Source organism: Allobosea sp. Root670 (assembly GCF_001429415.1).
GTDB classification, from domain to species: domain Bacteria; phylum Pseudomonadota; class Alphaproteobacteria; order Rhizobiales; family Beijerinckiaceae; genus Allobosea; species Allobosea robiniae.
Genome location: NZ_LMJU01000009.1, coordinates 1 through 14,804, shown reverse-complemented (window position 1 = coordinate 14,804; position 14,804 = coordinate 1). Strand labels below are relative to the sequence as shown.

Annotated in this window: 18 protein-coding genes; 9 read left to right on the top strand and 9 right to left on the bottom strand. The window is 66.8% G+C overall.

Features of this window, described 5'->3' with window-relative positions:
- Positions 1–12 precede the first annotated feature (12 nt).
- From ASE61_RS09540 to dnaQ, 3 genes are read left to right on the top strand one after another with little or no spacing between them, the layout of a single operon-like run.
- A complete protein-coding gene (locus ASE61_RS09540) occupies positions 13–846 on the top strand; it encodes a shikimate dehydrogenase (RefSeq protein ID WP_061966663.1) in 834 nt (277 codons plus the stop codon).
- Positions 847–861: 15 nt separating this feature from the next.
- On the top strand, positions 862–1,476 hold the full coding sequence (gene coaE / locus ASE61_RS09535; RefSeq protein ID WP_061966662.1) for a dephospho-CoA kinase: 615 nt from the start codon (positions 862–864) through the stop codon (positions 1,474–1,476).
- 4 nt (positions 1,477–1,480) lie between these two features.
- On the top strand, positions 1,481–2,197 hold the full coding sequence (dnaQ, locus tag ASE61_RS09530; RefSeq protein ID WP_061966661.1) for a DNA polymerase III subunit epsilon: 717 nt from the start codon (positions 1,481–1,483) through the stop codon (positions 2,195–2,197).
- 27 nt (positions 2,198–2,224) lie between these two features.
- Here dnaQ and ASE61_RS09525 read toward each other — a convergent pair whose 3' ends face one another.
- Together ASE61_RS09525 and secB are read right to left on the bottom strand one after the other, a co-directional pair.
- Positions 2,225–2,959 carry a TerC family protein gene (locus ASE61_RS09525; protein ID WP_061966660.1) on the bottom strand — a complete coding sequence of 245 codons (735 nt, stop codon included), beginning with the start codon at positions 2,957–2,959 and terminating at the stop codon, positions 2,225–2,227.
- A gap of 170 nt (positions 2,960–3,129) precedes the next feature.
- Entirely contained in the window at positions 3,130–3,624 is a 495-nt protein-coding gene (gene secB, locus ASE61_RS09520; protein ID WP_061966659.1) for a protein-export chaperone SecB, read from the bottom strand.
- Positions 3,625–3,867: 243 nt separating this feature from the next.
- Here secB and ASE61_RS09515 point away from each other — a divergent pair, with 243 nt between their 5' ends.
- From ASE61_RS09515 to ASE61_RS09495, 5 genes are all read left to right on the top strand, one after another.
- A complete protein-coding gene (locus ASE61_RS09515; RefSeq protein ID WP_061966658.1) occupies positions 3,868–4,593 on the top strand; it encodes a Tim44/TimA family putative adaptor protein in 726 nt (241 codons plus the stop codon).
- A complete protein-coding gene (locus ASE61_RS09510; RefSeq protein ID WP_061966657.1) occupies positions 4,590–5,759 on the top strand; it encodes a murein transglycosylase A in 1,170 nt (389 codons plus the stop codon). Before ASE61_RS09515 ends, ASE61_RS09510 begins: the two co-directional genes overlap by 4 nt.
- A 1-nt stretch (position 5,760) precedes the next feature.
- On the top strand, positions 5,761–6,324 hold the full coding sequence (locus ASE61_RS09505; protein WP_061966656.1) for a Smr/MutS family protein: 564 nt from the start codon (positions 5,761–5,763) through the stop codon (positions 6,322–6,324).
- Positions 6,321–6,695: a helix-turn-helix domain-containing protein gene (locus tag ASE61_RS09500; protein ID WP_061966655.1), complete on the top strand. Its 375-nt coding sequence runs from the start codon at positions 6,321–6,323 to the stop codon at positions 6,693–6,695. Before ASE61_RS09505 ends, ASE61_RS09500 begins: the two co-directional genes overlap by 4 nt.
- Before the next feature lie 93 nt (positions 6,696–6,788).
- A complete protein-coding gene (locus ASE61_RS09495; RefSeq protein ID WP_061966654.1) occupies positions 6,789–7,787 on the top strand; it encodes an adenosine kinase in 999 nt (332 codons plus the stop codon).
- A gap of 74 nt (positions 7,788–7,861) precedes the next feature.
- Here ASE61_RS09495 and ASE61_RS09490 read toward each other — a convergent pair whose 3' ends face one another.
- The 5 genes from ASE61_RS09490 to ASE61_RS09470 all read right to left on the bottom strand — a co-directional run bounded on the left by ASE61_RS09490 (position 7,862) and on the right by ASE61_RS09470 (position 12,722).
- Positions 7,862–8,509, bottom strand: a complete 648-nt coding sequence (locus ASE61_RS09490) for a pyridoxamine 5'-phosphate oxidase family protein (protein WP_413813532.1) — start codon at positions 8,507–8,509, stop codon at positions 7,862–7,864.
- 39 nt (positions 8,510–8,548) lie between these two features.
- Positions 8,549–9,334 (bottom strand): alpha/beta fold hydrolase, encoded by a 786-nt coding sequence (locus ASE61_RS09485; protein WP_061966652.1) that lies wholly within the window; start codon positions 9,332–9,334, stop codon positions 8,549–8,551.
- A 137-nt stretch (positions 9,335–9,471) separates the two neighbouring features.
- The gene (gene pnp, locus ASE61_RS09480) at positions 9,472–11,643 is read right to left on the bottom strand and encodes a polyribonucleotide nucleotidyltransferase (RefSeq protein WP_061966651.1); all 2,172 of its coding nucleotides are present in this window, start codon (positions 11,641–11,643) and stop codon (positions 9,472–9,474) included.
- Positions 11,644–11,906: 263 nt separating this feature from the next.
- Positions 11,907–12,176 carry a 30S ribosomal protein S15 gene (gene rpsO / locus ASE61_RS09475; protein ID WP_061966650.1) on the bottom strand — a complete coding sequence of 90 codons (270 nt, stop codon included), beginning with the start codon at positions 12,174–12,176 and terminating at the stop codon, positions 11,907–11,909.
- A 174-nt stretch (positions 12,177–12,350) separates the two neighbouring features.
- Positions 12,351–12,722: a winged helix-turn-helix transcriptional regulator gene (locus ASE61_RS09470; RefSeq protein ID WP_200959620.1), complete on the bottom strand. Its 372-nt coding sequence runs from the start codon at positions 12,720–12,722 to the stop codon at positions 12,351–12,353.
- A gap of 124 nt (positions 12,723–12,846) precedes the next feature.
- Between ASE61_RS09470 and ASE61_RS09465 the strand changes: the two genes are divergently transcribed.
- The gene (locus ASE61_RS09465) at positions 12,847–13,470 is read left to right on the top strand and encodes an NAD(P)-dependent oxidoreductase (RefSeq protein ID WP_061966649.1); all 624 of its coding nucleotides are present in this window, start codon (positions 12,847–12,849) and stop codon (positions 13,468–13,470) included.
- An 80-nt stretch (positions 13,471–13,550) separates the two neighbouring features.
- Here the strand turns inward: ASE61_RS09465 and ASE61_RS09460 are convergent, their stop codons facing one another.
- Positions 13,551–13,901: an Atu4866 domain-containing protein gene (locus ASE61_RS09460; RefSeq protein ID WP_061966648.1), complete on the bottom strand. Its 351-nt coding sequence runs from the start codon at positions 13,899–13,901 to the stop codon at positions 13,551–13,553.
- 299 nt (positions 13,902–14,200) lie between these two features.
- A partial coding sequence (locus tag ASE61_RS09455; RefSeq protein WP_244492779.1) for a methyl-accepting chemotaxis protein occupies positions 14,201–14,804 on the bottom strand: 604 nt, incomplete at its 5' end.

Genomic DNA, 14,804 nt, shown 5'->3' with positions numbered 1-14,804 from the left:
CGGACTTCCTTCATGCCGCCTCGCTGCTTCGTCATCGGACATCCCATCGCCCATTCGCGCTCGCCCCTGATCCATGGCGAATGGCTGCGCGAGCATCGGCTTCCCGGTACCTATGAGCGGATCGATGTCGCGCCGGTCGATCTTCCGGCCTTCATCTCCCGCCTGCGCGAGGGCGAATTCGCTGGCGGCAATGTCACCGTGCCCCACAAGGAAGCGGTGATGGCGCTGGTCGATGAGATCAGCGATGCCGGTCGGGCCGTCGGCGCGGTCAACACGCTCTGGCGCGAAGGCGGCCGGATCATCGCCGACAACAGCGATGTCGGCGGCTTCCTCGCCCATCTCGATGCGACGGTGCCCGGCTGGCAGGGGCGGGTCGGCACGGCGCTCGTCCTTGGCGCCGGCGGTGCGGCACGCGGTATCTGCTACGGCCTGAAAGCACGCGGGGTCGCGCGCATTCTTGTCGTCAACCGCAGCCCCGAACGCGCGGCCGAACTGGTCGCCGCTCTTGGTGATCCTCTGGAGGCGGGCGATTGGGCGAAGCGCGACTGCCTCGTCGGCGAGGCCGATCTCATCGTCAACACGACGGCCCTCGGCATGCAGGGCAAACCATCGCTGGAAATCGATCTCGCCGCTTTACGGCCGGGAACCATCGTCGACGATATCGTCTATGTCCCCTTGAAGACCGCGTTGCTGGCCGAGGCGGAACGGCGTGGCGGCGTTCCCGTTGATGGGCTTGGCATGCTGCTGCATCAGGCTTCGCCCGGCTTCGCCCGCTGGTTCGGCGTGACGCCGCAGGTGACGCCGGCGCTTCGTGCGCTCATCGAAGCCGATATCCTGAAGGCCTGATTCGCCGGAGCAGCCATGACCTTCGTGCTGGGCCTGACAGGCTCGATCGGGATGGGAAAATCGACGACCGCGCAGCTCTTCGTGCAGCGCGGCGTGCCCCTGCACGATGCCGATGCGGCCGTGCATCGTCTGCATCGCGGCCGGGCCGCAGCGCCGATCGAAGCCGCATTCCCGGGTACGGTGATCGATGGAGCGGTCGATCGCGCAAAGCTGGGCGCGGCCGTACTCGGCAAGCCCGATGCCTTGCGTCGGCTCGAAGCGATCATCCATCCGCTGGTGCGTGAGGAGGAGGAGGCCTTCCTCACCCGCTGCCGCCGGGAGGGTGCGGAACTCGCCATCATCGACGTGCCGCTCCTGCTGGAAACCGGAGGCGAGGCGCGCTGCGACGCCGTCCTCGTGGTGACGGCGCCCGCCGAAGTCCAGCGTCAGCGCGTCCTGGCCCGCCCCGGCATGACCGCGGAAAAGCTCGACGCGATCCTGTCGCGCCAGATGCCGGACGCGGAGAAACGCCGCCGTGCCCATTTCCTTGTGGACACGTCGCACGGTCTGATGGCCGCCGAGCGGCAGGTCGGTTCTATCCTGATGGCGCTCGCCGGCCGTCCCGGGCGCGGTGCGCAAGCGAGGTCCTGAAGCGATGCGCGAGATCGTTCTCGATACCGAAACCACCGGCGTGGAAGCCAATAACGGCGACCGCATCGTCGAGATCGGCTGCGTCGAACTGCTCAATCACTGCCCGAGCGGCAGGACCTTCCACGTCTACATCAATCCCGAACGCTCGATGCCGATCGAAGCGTTCAACGTCCATGGCCTCTCGGAAGAGTTCCTCTCGGACAAGCCGGTCTTTGCCGCGGTGGCCGATGAATTCGCCGACTTCATCGCTGGCGCCAAGCTGGTGATCCATAACGCGGCCTTCGACGTCGGCTTCATCAACATGGAGTTCAAGCGGCTCGGCCTGCCGCCGATCGAGCAGGGCTTCGTGGTCGACACCCTGTCGATGGCGCGTCGCAAGCATCCGGGCGCCTCGAACAGCCTCGACGCGCTCTGCTCGCGCTATGGCATCGACAACGGCCGCCGCACCAAGCACGGCGCCCTGCTCGATTCCGAGATCCTGGCCGAGGTCTATATCGAGCTGATCGGCGGCAAGCAGGCCTCGCTTGGTCTCGGCGTCGAGGCCTCGGCCGGCCGCCCGGGCCTCGCCATGGCGGCGGTCGAGAAGCCGCAGCGGCAGCGCCCGCTGGCATCGCGGCTCAGCGAAGAGGCGCTCAAGGCGCATGAGGCCTTCATCCTCGGCTCGCTGAAGGCGCCGCTCTGGAAGGGCTATCTCGGCATCACGGACGACGCGGCCCAGTAAGTCGCGTCGCCTTTCGTGCAGGGCGGCTTATCGCGCCCTGCGGCGCGACAGCATGTTGAGCGCCTCGATCAAGGCTGAGAAGGCCATCGCGGCGTAGATATAGCCCTTCGGCACATGCACGCCGAAGCCCTCGGCGATCAGCGTGCCGCCGATCATCAGCAGGAAGCCCAGCGCCAGCATCACGATCGTCGGGTTCCTGTCGATGAAGCGCGCCAGCGGATCGGCGGCGAGCAGCATCGTCAGAACCGCGACGATGACGGCGATCACCATGACCGGAACATGTTCGGTCATGCCGACGGCGGTGATGATCGAGTCGATCGAGAACACCAGGTCGAGGATCAGGATCTGGAAGATCGCCGCACCGAAACCCAGCGTCGCGGCGCGCGTGCCGCCTTCTGCGAGGACGGATTCCGGATCGGGATCGACCTTGTGATGGATTTCCTTCGTCGCCTTCCAGACCAGGAAGAGACCGCCGGCGATCAGGATGAGATCGCGCCAGGAGAAGGCCTGGCCGAAGACCGTGAAGATCGGCGCGGTGAGTTTGACGATGAAGGCGACGGTGCCGAGCAGGCCGAGACGCATGATCAGCGCCAGGCCGATGCCGATCTTGCGGCCCTTCGAACGCTGATGCTCCGGCAGCTTGTTGGTCAGGATCGAGATGAAGATCAGGTTGTCGATGCCGAGCACGACCTCCATGGCGATCAGTGCCCCGAGCGCGGCCCATACGGCGGGGTCGGCGGCAAGCGTCAGAAGGGCGTCCATCAGGTCTCCATCGGATACGGAAAAGGCGGGCGTCCCGGTTGGGGCGTCCGCCGTCGATCCCACGCACATGGAGAGAGGGGCGTTGTCCTGCAAGGACAACAATCATCGGCAATAAACGAAGAAAGGGCCCGTGAGGGCCCTTCCGTCAGGTCTTTCGGTACGGTGACCGATCAGTTGGTCGCAGTGCCCTGCTGGCCCTCGAGCTCCTGCAGGCGCTGCTGGAAGAGCTGCGCGAAGTCGATCGGCGGCACGTAGAAGGGCGGGAAGCCGCCGTTCTGCACGGCCTCGGCGATGATCTGCCGGGCGAAGGGGAAGAGCAGGCGGGCGCAGTCGATCACCAGAACGGGGTGAATGTGCTCCTGCGGGATGTTCTGCAGGCGGAACACGCCGGCATAGCTCAGGTCGAAGGCGAACAGCGTCTCGCCCTTGAGCTCGGCCTTGCCTTCGAGGCGCAGCACGGTCTCGTAATCGTCGTCGGCGAGAGCGGTCGAGCCGACATTGACCTGCAGCGACATCTGCGGGCCCTGCTGGGCTTCCTGCTGGGCGAGCGAGCGCGGCGCCTTCGGGTTCTCGAAGGAAAAGTCCTTGGTGTACTGGATCAGGGCGTTCAGGCTCGGAGCCGCTTCGGCGCCGGCGCCATTGCCGTTGGGGAGTTCGTTGGCCATCGGTCCCATCTTGTTCTGGCAGGCTGTCTCGGGAAATCCCGCGCCTCTGCCGGCACTCGGGACTGCGCTCCATGCTATGGAGCGGCGCGCGCGTCGGCTATCATGGACGCCGTGCCGGCACAAGAAGTCGCCTTCACAAGCGGAGGGGTGGATGTTACGAGCCAGTCTCACCATATGAAGGTGAAGGCCCGGCGCGGACGCGGATGGGCCGGGTAACAACGGGGAGCCGCGGGTCAGCTTTCGATGCAAAATTCCTTCGACATGCAGACTCTGGTCTTCCTGGTCCTGGCCGTCTTCGTGGCCTGGAAGCTGCGCTCCGTGCTCGGCCAGAAGACCGGCAACGAGCAGCCCAAGGACCCTTTCGCCCGCCGCGAGACGCCGCCGATGCGGCCCGATCAGGCGCAAGCACCGGACAAGCGCGACAATGTGATCCGCCTGCCGGGCGCCGCCAACGACCCGGTCGCACCGGAGCTGCCGGTGGCCGAGCGCTGGAAGGACCTGGCTGCGCCGGATTCGCCCGTCAGCGCCGGCATCGAGGCGGTCATCCGCCAGGAGCCCGGTTTCGATCCGCATGAATTCGTCGGCGGTGCCAAGGCCGCCTATGAGGCGATCGTCACCGCCTTCGCCCGCGGCGACCGCAAGATGCTGAAGGGCCTCCTCGCCAAGGAGGTCTATGACGGCTTCGAGCAGGCCATCTCCGAGCGCGAGAAGCGCGGCGAGAAGGCGGAATCGAATTTCGTCTCGATCGACAAGGCCGATCTCGCTGCCGTGGACGTAAAGGGCAAGACCGCCCAGGTCACGATCGCCTTTGTCTCGCAACTGATCAGCGTCACCCGCGACGCGCAGGGTGCGGTCGTCGATGGCAGCGCCGAACAGGTCTCGGAGGTCAACGACATCTGGACCTTCTCGCGCCAGCTCGGCAGCCGCGATCCCAACTGGCTGCTCGTGGCCACCGAATCCGCGGCGTGAAGCGTGGCGGCGCCGGTGTCGCACTGGCGTTTTCCGCGATCCTGGCCCTTGCACCCGTGACCGCCATGGCCTCGTCGCCCCCGCTGCCTCCAGGAGCCCGCGCCGAGGCGCTCTTGCCAGCAGATCTCGCTGGCTGGGCGCAGGACGATCACGCCAGGGCCTTCGCCATCTTCGCGGAGGGATGCATGGCCGATCCGCCGTTGCGCCAGGGCGTGCCGCTTCCCGAGCGGCTCACCGCCGTCTGCGACAAGGCGAAGGCGCTGGTTGCCGCCGGGAATGTCGATCGCGAGCAGGCCAGGACTTTCTTCGAGCAGAACTTTTCGTTCTGGCGCATCCGGCCGGAAGGCGGCGAAACCGGCTTTACGACCGGCTATTTCGAGCCGGAATTCGAAGGCTCTCTGACCCGCTCCGACGCCTTCCCGACGCCGCTCTATGACCGGCCGAAGGATCTGGTGACGCGTTTCTCCGAGAATGACTGGCCAGGCCTCGACAAGGCGCTTTCGGCCGCGCGTCGCACGGAAAAGGGCTTCGAGCCCTTCCCGGACCGCACCGCGATCGAGACCGGCGCGCTCGACGGCCAGGGGCTCGAAATCATGTGGCTGCGCGATCCCGTCGATCGCTTCTTCCTGCAGGTGCAGGGTTCCGGTCGCGTCCGCCTGCCGGACGGGTCCGTCACGCGGCTGAGCTATTCCGGCCGCAACGGCCATCCCTACACCTCGCTCGGGCGCGTGCTCAGCCAGCGCGAATCGATCCCGCCCGAGCAGATGACCATGGACCGGCTGATCGCCCGGCTGAAAGCCGATGCCGGCTTTGCCCGCGACCTGATCCGCCTGAACAAATCCTTCGTCTTCTTCGCCCGCCGCGACGATCTTCCCGCCGAAAGCGGGCCGATCGGCGGCGCCGGCCTGCCGCTCACGCCGATGCGCAGCATAGCCGTCGATCGTACGGCCTGGCCCTATGGCGTGCCGGTCTGGATCGACGCCACGATCCCGGACGGGGTCGGCGGCGACGAGCATCTCGCGCGCCTGATGATCGCGCAGGATACCGGCTCTGCTATCCTCGGCCCGGCCCGCATGGATCTCTTCGTCGGCTCGGGGGCAGCGGCGGGCCATCGCGCCGGCCTGATTCGCCATCCCGTCGCCTTCACCGTGCTCTGGCCGCGCTGAGATGCGCGCGCGTCGTGGAAAGACCCTGACGGAGGCCGATATCGCGCTCTGGCGCCAGGTCGCGCGCTCGGTCAAGCCCTTGCCCGGCCGCGCGCCGGTCGAGCCCGAGCCGGTTCCCGAACAGGCAGTCCCCCTAGCGACAGACGCCGCCATGCGCGCCGTTGCGACGGCGTTGCCGGTGAAAGCTGCACCGTCCGCAGCCCCGCCGCTGGCGCCGATCGAGCGGCGTTTGCGCACGCAACTGCGCCGCGGCCAGCAGAGCGTCGACGCCTCCATCGACCTGCACGGCATGCGGCAGGACGAGGCGCATCTGGCGCTCCACGCCTTCCTTCGCCGCGAGCAGCGACGCGGTTGCCGCATCGCCTTGGTTGTGACCGGCAAGGGCGCGCCGGCGCTGGCGTTGTTCGGCGACGAGCGTGGCGTGCTGCGTCGGATGGTGCCGCATTGGCTGCGCCTGCCCGAATTGCGCACGTTGGTTCTGGGCTTCGAGGAGGCCGAGCAGCGTCATGGCGGCTCTGGCGCGCTCTATGTCCGCCTGCGCCGCCTGCGGGAACACGGGCCGTGACGCCCTTCGGCCACCGCGTGCGCGAATTGCGGGAAGCGCGTGGCATGACCCTCGCTCAGATGGCAGAGGGTCTCGGCGTCTCGCCGGCCTATCTCTCGGCGCTGGAACACGGCAAGCGTGGCCGCCCGACCTTCACGCTGATCCAGGGCGCGATCCATCTCCTCGGCGTGATCTGGGACGAGGCCGACGAGCTCGTCCGCCTCGCCGATCTCTCGCATCCGCGCGTGACCATCGACACAGCCGGCCTCGATCCCGAAGCGACGCTCTTCGCCAACCGGCTGGCGCGCGAGATCGGCCTGCTGGAGGGCGACGATCTGCGCCGCCTCGCCGGCATGCTCGACGAGGCCGCCGCCCGGCGCGATCCGGCCTGAGCGCCCGGCTTGACCGCACGGCATGCGGATGCGACAGGGCCAGCACCTTCCCAATCGGCCGACGGGCCGCGCCCTCCGGACAGAGCTAGAGCCATGACCCAGACCCGCACGGACGTTCTCGCCCTCGGCAACGCCATCGTCGACGTCCTCGCTTCGGCCGAGGAGGATTTCCTCTCCGCGCAGAAGCTGACCAAGGGCGCGATGATGCTGATCGACGAGCCTCGGGCGGAATCGCTCTATGCCGCGATGGGCCCGGCCCGGATCATCTCGGGCGGCTCGGCCGCGAACACCATTGCCGGCCTCGCCTCCTTCGGCGGCAAGGGCGCCTTCATCGGCAAGGTCCGCGGCGACGAGCTCGGCAAGCTCTATCGCCATGACCTGACCTCGCTCGGCGTCGCCTTCGGCACGGCCGACGCGACGGAAGGCCCGGCCACGGCGCGCTCCTTCATCATCGTCACGCCCGATGGCGAGCGCACGATGAACACCTATCTCGGCGCCTGCCAGGGCCTCTCCGTCGCCGATGTCGACGCCAAGGCCGTCGAGAACGCCGATATCGTCTATCTCGAGGGCTATCTCTGGGATCCGCCGGCGGCCAAGGAAGCCTTCCGCAAGGCCTCGGAGATCGCCCACAAGGCCGGTGGCCGCGTCGCCATCACCCTGTCAGACTCGTTCTGCGTCGACCGCTATCGCGACGAGTTCGTCGGCCTGATCCGCAACCGCATGGTCGATCTCGTCTTCGCCAACGAGCACGAGCTCAAGAGCCTCTACGAGACCGCGGATTTCGACACCGCGCTGGCAGCGCTGCGTGCCGAGAACATCCTTGCCGTCGTCACCCGCTCCGAGAAGGGCGCACTGGCGGTGACGCCGGACGGCATCGTCGAGGAGCCGGTCTTCCCGATCGAGCGCGTGGTCGACGCGACCGGCGCCGGCGATCTCTTCGCCGCGGGCTTCCTCTACGGCCTGACCTCGAACCGCGAGACCCGCGATTCGCTTCGCCTCGGCGCGCTCGCAGCGGCCGAGATCATCTCGCATGTCGGCGCCCGGCCGGATATCAGCCTGAAGACGCTGGCCGGGAACGAAGGGCTGCTGTGAGTTCTTCCTTCATCAAAGTCGGCTGTTGCCGACTTTGATACCTTCTCCCCCGAGGGGAGAAGGACAACACCCTCTCAATACAGCGTCGCCTTGACCCGGCCCGGCAGCGCCTCGTCATAGGCCCGGCCGTCGAAGGTCTCGACCGCGACGTTGCGCGCGGTAATGTCGCGCAGGATCGTGCCGGGCGAGGGCAGGTTGCGCCGGTCGACCTGCCGCTCCGGGTTCCAGAGCTCTGCCCGCACCACCGCGCGGGAGCACTGAAAGTAGACGGCCTCGACATGGACGACCATCACGCTCGCCGGCAGCTTCCCGGCCATCTCGAACTGCGATAACAACTCAGGGTCGCAGGAAATCTCCGCACGTCCGTTCACGCGCAGCGTCTCGCCGCAGCCGGGGATTAGGAAGAGCATTCCGATTCGATCGTCGAACAGGATATTCTTCAAGGAATCCAGACGGTTATTGCCTTTTCGGTCGGGAATCAGGAGCGTTTTCGCGTCCCGGACCGTGACAAAGCCCGGCAGATCCCCGCGCGGCGAACAATCCAGCCCCTCCGGACCGACCGTCGCGAGCACGAAAAACGGCGAGGCGGCGATCAGCGCTGCGTAGTTCGCGTCGACATGATCGATCTCTTTGAAGAGCGACGCTGGGGCCATCGGGTTGGGGTAGGCATGGGCGAGGTCGTCGAGCGAGGCGATGCGGTGGTCGGACATGCCGGTCTCCATGGAACGGCATATGTCTAGACTATTGTAAGTGACGCGTCATCATCTCCCGGCATGTTGCGCCAGAGACAAGCCAGCCGCGATGGCGGCAGCGAGACCGGCCGGGTTGTCCCACGGGATGGAATGCCCGGCCCCCGGCACGATAGCGATCTCGACCCCTGCCTCGGGCAGTCCCGCCGCATCATCATAGGGCAGTGACAGCTCGCCGATGATCAGCATGCGCGGTACGGGCAGTGACACGAGGGTGCTCCGCCATGTCGGGTCGCTGCCCTCGACCAGCGAACGCGCTGTCCGCTGCACCGCATAGGCGGCGCTGCGGGCGAGCGAGGCTGCCCAGATATCGTTGCCCTCGGCTCGGGCTGCGTGCACGATCGCGTCCTGGCCGCCGGCGCAATACTCCGCTTCGGGGATCGCCGCGATGCCGCGGCTGAACTGGCCTCCGCCCGGATTGAGATTGGGTTCGCCGACGACGAGGATGCCAAGGCGCGGCCCCAGTATCGCGGCTGCGGCAATGGCGACGGCGCCGCCCATGCTGTGTCCGAAGAGATCGACCCGGGGGAGTTCCAGCGCATCGACCAGCGCGACGATGCAGCGGGCGTGATCCACGATCGTATAGCCGAACGCTTCCGGCCGATCGCTGAAGCCGGAGCCCAGCAGGTCGATCAGCAGCATGCGACGGCCCCGCAAGGCCGGATCGGCTGCGACGGTCGGGTAATCGCAGGACGAAGCGCAGCCGAGGCCGTGAATCATGACCAGAGCCGGGCCGTCGCCGGCGAGGTCGTGGTAGCGCAAGGATCCGCCAGCGGCGGGAACGGCGAAGGATTTCATCGACAGGCACTCCGACTCTCACGGAAGACTAGCAATGGTACTGCCCGCGGCATGGCGGGATATCTCCTACCTCGAACGAAAAACGCCCCGCATCATCCGATGCGGGGCGTTCTGTCTACACAAGCTGGCTTAGGCGATTACTCGGCCGCGCCCTGCTTCTCGCGGGCCTTGTCGGCCTCGCGCTGGGCCTTGAGCTTCTCGGTGAGGTCCTCGCCGGTGGCCTGGTCGACGACCTTCATCGAGAGGCGGATCTTGCCGCGCTCGTCCTGGCCGAGGAACTTGACCTTGACCTTGTCGCCTTCCTTGACGACGTCCGAGACCTTCTGGACGCGATTGGCGGCCAGCTCGGAGATGTGGACGAGACCGTCCTTGGCGCCGAAGAAGTTCACGAAGGCGCCGAACTCCATGATCTTGACGACGGTGCCGTCATAGATCACGCCGACTTCGGCTTCCGAGACGATCGACTTGATCCACTTGATCGCCGCTTCGATCGACTTGCCGTCGGCCGAGGCGATCTTGATGGTGCCGTCGTCCTCGATGTTCACCTTGGCGCCGGTCTTCTCGACGATCTCGCGGATGACCTTGCCGCCGGAGCCGATGACTTCACGGATCTTGTCGACCGGGATCTTCATCGTCTCGATGCGCGGCGCGAACTCGCCGAGCTGGCTGCGCGAGGCGGAGAGCGCCTTGTTCATCTCGCCGAGGATGTGATCGCGACCGCCCTTGGCCTGGTCGAGGGCGACCTTCATGATCTCCTCGGTGATGCCGGCGATCTTGATGTCCATCTGCAGCGAGGTGATGCCCGCGGCGGTGCCGGCGACCTTGAAGTCCATGTCGCCGAGATGATCCTCGTCGCCGAGGATGTCGGAGAGCACGGCGAAGCGCTTGCCTTCGAGGATGAGGCCCATCGCGATGCCCGCGACCGGCGACTTCAGCGGCACGCCCGCATCCATCAGCGCCAGCGAGGTGCCGCAGACGGTGGCCATCGACGAGGAGCCGTTCGACTCGGTGATCTCCGAGACGACGCGGATCGTGTAGGGGAACTCCGACTTCGCCGGCAGCATCGGACGGATGGCGCGCCAGGCGAGCTTGCCATGGCCGATTTCGCGGCGGCCGGGCGAACCCATGCGGCCGGTCTCGCCGACCGAGTAGGGAGGGAAGTTGTAGTGCAGCAGGAAGGTTTCCTTGTAGGTGCCTTCCAGCGAGTCGATGAACTGCTCGTCGTCACCGGTGCCGAGCGTGGTCACGACCAGCGCCTGCGTCTCGCCGCGGGTGAACAGGGCGGAGCCGTGGGTGCGCGGCAGCATGCCGGCCTCTGCGACGATCTTGCGGACCGTCTTGAGATCGCGGCCGTCGATGCGGGTGCCGTCATCGAGGATGGTCCAGCGCACGACCTTGGCCTGGGCCTCCTTGAACTGGCCGCCGACCTGCTCCTTGGTGAAGGTGGTCTTGCCGTCCGGCTCGGCCGAGATCAGCGAGGCGACCTTGGCCTTGGCGGCGTCCAGCGCCTTGTAGCGCTCGGCCTTGGTGGTGATCTTGTAGGCGGCGCGCAGATCGGCATCGACGAGCTTCAGGACGGCGTCCAGGACGACGGAGTTGTCGGCCGGGGTATAGTCGCGCGGCTCCTTGGCGGCCTTCTCGGCCAGACGGATGATCGCGTCGATCACCGGCTGGAAATGCTTGTGGCCGAACATCACGGCGCCGAGCATCACGTCCTCGGGAAGCTCCTTGGCCTCCGACTCGACCATCAGGACGGCGTCCTGCGTGCCGGCGACGACGAGATCGAGAACCGAGTCCTTCATCTCCTCGATGGTCGGGTTGAGCTTGTAGGCGCCGTCGATATAGCCGACGCGGGCGCCGCCGATCGGGCCCATGAAGGGCACGCCGGAGAGGGTCAGCGCAGCCGAGGTCGCGACCATCGCGAGGATGTCGGGATCGTTCTCCAGGTCATGCTGGAGCACGGTGACGACGACCTGCGTGTCGTTCTTGTAGCCTTCGACGAAGAGCGGGCGGATCGGGCGGTCGATCAGGCGGGAGACCAGCGTCTCCTTCTCGCTCGGACGGCCCTCGCGCTTGAAATAGCCGCCGGGGATGCGGCCGGCGGCGAAGGTCTTTTCCTGGTAGTTCACGGTCAGCGGGAAGAAGTCGAAGCCCGGCTTCGGCTCCTTGGCCGAAACGACGGTCGCGAGCAGGACGGTCTCGCCATAGGTGGCGAGCACGGCGCCATCGGCCTGGCGGGCGACCTTGCCGGTCTCGAGGACGAGCTTGCGGCCGCCCCAGATCAGTTCTTCGGTTTGGATGTCGAACATGGATTTATATCTTTCGGTCGGGTTTTGACCCGTCCGGTGCCTTCAGGCCCATGGGCAAGACGGCGGAACACCCGGATCATGCGAGATTGCGCGTCCGGGCGCTCGGCGATCCTGCCATGGACGTCTTGGGCGCCCGGCGGGTCACGCGGGAGGGCCGCCCCATGCGGCCGCCGCGGCAGTCAGGCGGCTCGCCCCATGGCGGCCTCACCTGAGAAGGAGCCGCCCGGAGCAGGTCGCACCGGGCGGAAACCGTCGGCTTTCGATCAGCGGCGGATGCCGAGCTTCTCGATCAGCGTCTTGTAGCGGGCCTCTTCCTTGCCCTTCAGGTAGTCCAGCAGGGACCGGCGCTGCGAGACCAGCTTGAGCAGGCCGCGGCGCGAATGGTTGTCCTTGTTGTGGGACTTGAAGTGACCGGTGAGGTTGGTGATGCGCTCCGTGAGGATCGCGATCTGCACTTCCGGCGAGCCGGTATCGTTCGGCTTGGTGGCGTGTTCCTTGATGAGCGCGGTCTTGCGCTCGGCCGTGATCGACATCGGGATATCCTCGTGTTCGGGTTGATCTGGCGGGCCAGGCCGGGATGTCGTCCAGCAAGGTCCGAAGCCCGCGAGCCGCCTCATCGCGGAGGGGTCGCGCCGCCGACTGGTTAAGCCGGTTGCCCGGGCATATACACGAAATCGGTGGAAACGCCAGCGTTCCCGAGTCCGAGCTTAAGCCGAGGCCCCGCCGCGATCATAGCGCTGCTGCGCCGCCTCGACCTCGCCGATATGGGCCTCGGCCCAGAGGGTGAGCTGGTTGACCGTCTGCGCCAGCGTCCGCCCGAGTTCGGTCAGCGAGTACTCGACGGTCACAGGAACCGTCGCGAACACCTCGCGCCGCACCAGCCCGTCGCGCTCCAGGCTCTTCAGCGTCTGCGACAGCATCTTCTGCGAGATGTTCTCGATCCGGCGCCTGAGTTCGTTGAAGCGCAAGGTGCCGTCATCGAGCGCGATCAGGATCAGCACGGCCCAGGTATCGCCGATGCGGTCGAGCACGCGCCGGGTCGGGCAGAGCGCCTGGAAAGGGTCGGGGCGTTTCAGCATGGCGGTTTCCCGGAGGTGACCATGTCGCGTGAAAGTGCCTTCTTTACGGAGCGGCGCGGCAGGATCAGATAGGTTCCATTAGAGTGCAGGTATCCATTGGATACCATAACAAGGAGCCCCTGTCATGAAAGTCGCCAAGAAGATTGCATTGATCGGCGCCAGCGGATTCATCGGTTCGCGCCTGCTGGCCGAACTCTCGGCTCGCGGCCATGCCGTCACCGCCATCGTTCGCAATCCCGAAAAGATCGCCGCTCTGGCGGGCGTCACCGCCGTCAAGGGCGATGTCTTCGACAAGGACGGGCTGGCCAAATTGCTCGCCGGCCATGACGCGGTCATCAGCGCCGTGCATTTCTCCGCCAGCGATCCGCAGCTCCTGCTCGCGGCGGTGAAGCAATCCGGCGTGAAGCGCTATCTCGTCGTCGGTGGCGCCGGCAGCCTTGAGGTCGCGTCGGGCGTGAAGCTCTTCGACACCCCGGAATTTCCCGCCATCTATCTCGACGAAGCCCGGAAGGGCGGCGTCTTCCTCGATCTCCTGAAGCAGGAGCAGGGCCTCGACTGGACCTTCCTCTCGCCCTCGGCCCTGATCCAGCCGGGCGAGCGCACCGGACAATTCCGCCTCGGGACCGATCAGCTCCTGGTCGACGACAAGGGCAACAGTTCGATTTCGGCGGAGGATTATGCGATCGCCCTCGTCGACGAGCTGGAAAAGCCGGCCCATAGCCGCCGCCGCTTCACGGTCGGCTACTGAGGCTCGCGCCGTTACGAAAAGGGCCGCACCTCCCTCCGGGAGCGCGGCCCTGCTTTATTTGAGTGGCTCGCAATGACGCGTCAGGCCTTGCGGAAGCGCTTCTCGCCGATGCTGAGCGTGCCGCGCTTGAGCTTCCCGAGGGCGACCCATCCGGTCTCGCCCTCGAAATAGAGCTTCGAGCGATCGACCGCATAGCGGCCGACATGCTTGGCGCCGGCGGCGGGCTTGGCCTTGTGGAACTGGCCATCGGGCCGGAGGTCGATCAGGATCGACCCGTCCTCGGTCTTCCACTGGCCGATGGCGGCCTGTTCGAAGGGGCCGAGGGCGTCGGCAGTGTCGAAATCGATCTCGAGCGGGCGGACGGAACGGCTGACCGGCGCGAGGCCGGAAGCGAACTGGCCGAGAGCCTGAAGAACCTGGCTGATCTGCATGGTTTTCGTCTCCCTGTTGTGGTGACGGCTGAAACCGCTTGTCGCAGACATCCCCGTCGGGACCTGTCAGCAAGCGGTGCGGCATCGATCGACTCCAGCGAGTCGGCCAAGGAACGTCACGGATTGAATGTGCGAGGGCGGCGTCGTGATGGAGCAAAGCTCCGGCGCCTGTCACGGAGATAGGCCGATCAAGCGCCTCGACAAGAGGCGGCGAGCAAAAATTTCTCCTCGAAACGCCAACGGCGCCCATTCGGGCGCCGCGCGTGTCGTGTTCGAGAATGTTCGGAGGCTGTGCCGCCTCAGAACTCCTCCCATCCGGAATCGTTGGCCCTGCCGCCATTGGCGACCTTGCGCGGGGCGGGGGCACGTGACTGGACGAAGGCGGCCTCCGCCAGCTGCCGCAGCCGCTCCGGCTCGCCGGAGGCGGCGGGGGCCGGCCTGGCGGCCCGCATCGGCGCCTTCGCGCGGGCCGGCGTGGCCGGTTGCGCATAAGCCGCCTGGCCGGCGGGCTCACGCCCGGTGCGGAAGGTCGCGACCAGTCCGTTGAGCTGTTCGATCCGGCCCGACAGCGCGTTGGCCGAGGCCGCGCTCTGTTCGGAGAGAGCCGCGTTCTGCTGGGTCATCTCGTCGAGATGCGCCACCGCCTGGCTCATCTCGTCGATGCCGTTGGCCTGCTCGCCCGACGCAGCCGAGATGTCGGCGATCGTCGCCGCGACCTTCTGCGAGGCCGCCAGGATGCGGCTGAGCTGGTCGCCGGCCTGACGCACCAGCTTGACGCCCTCGCCGACCTCGACATTGGACGATGAGATCAGGCCGGAGATGTCCTTGGCCGCCTCGCTCGAACGCTGCGCCAGGGTGCGCACTTCCGAGGCGACGACGGCGAAGCCCTTGCCGGCATCGCCG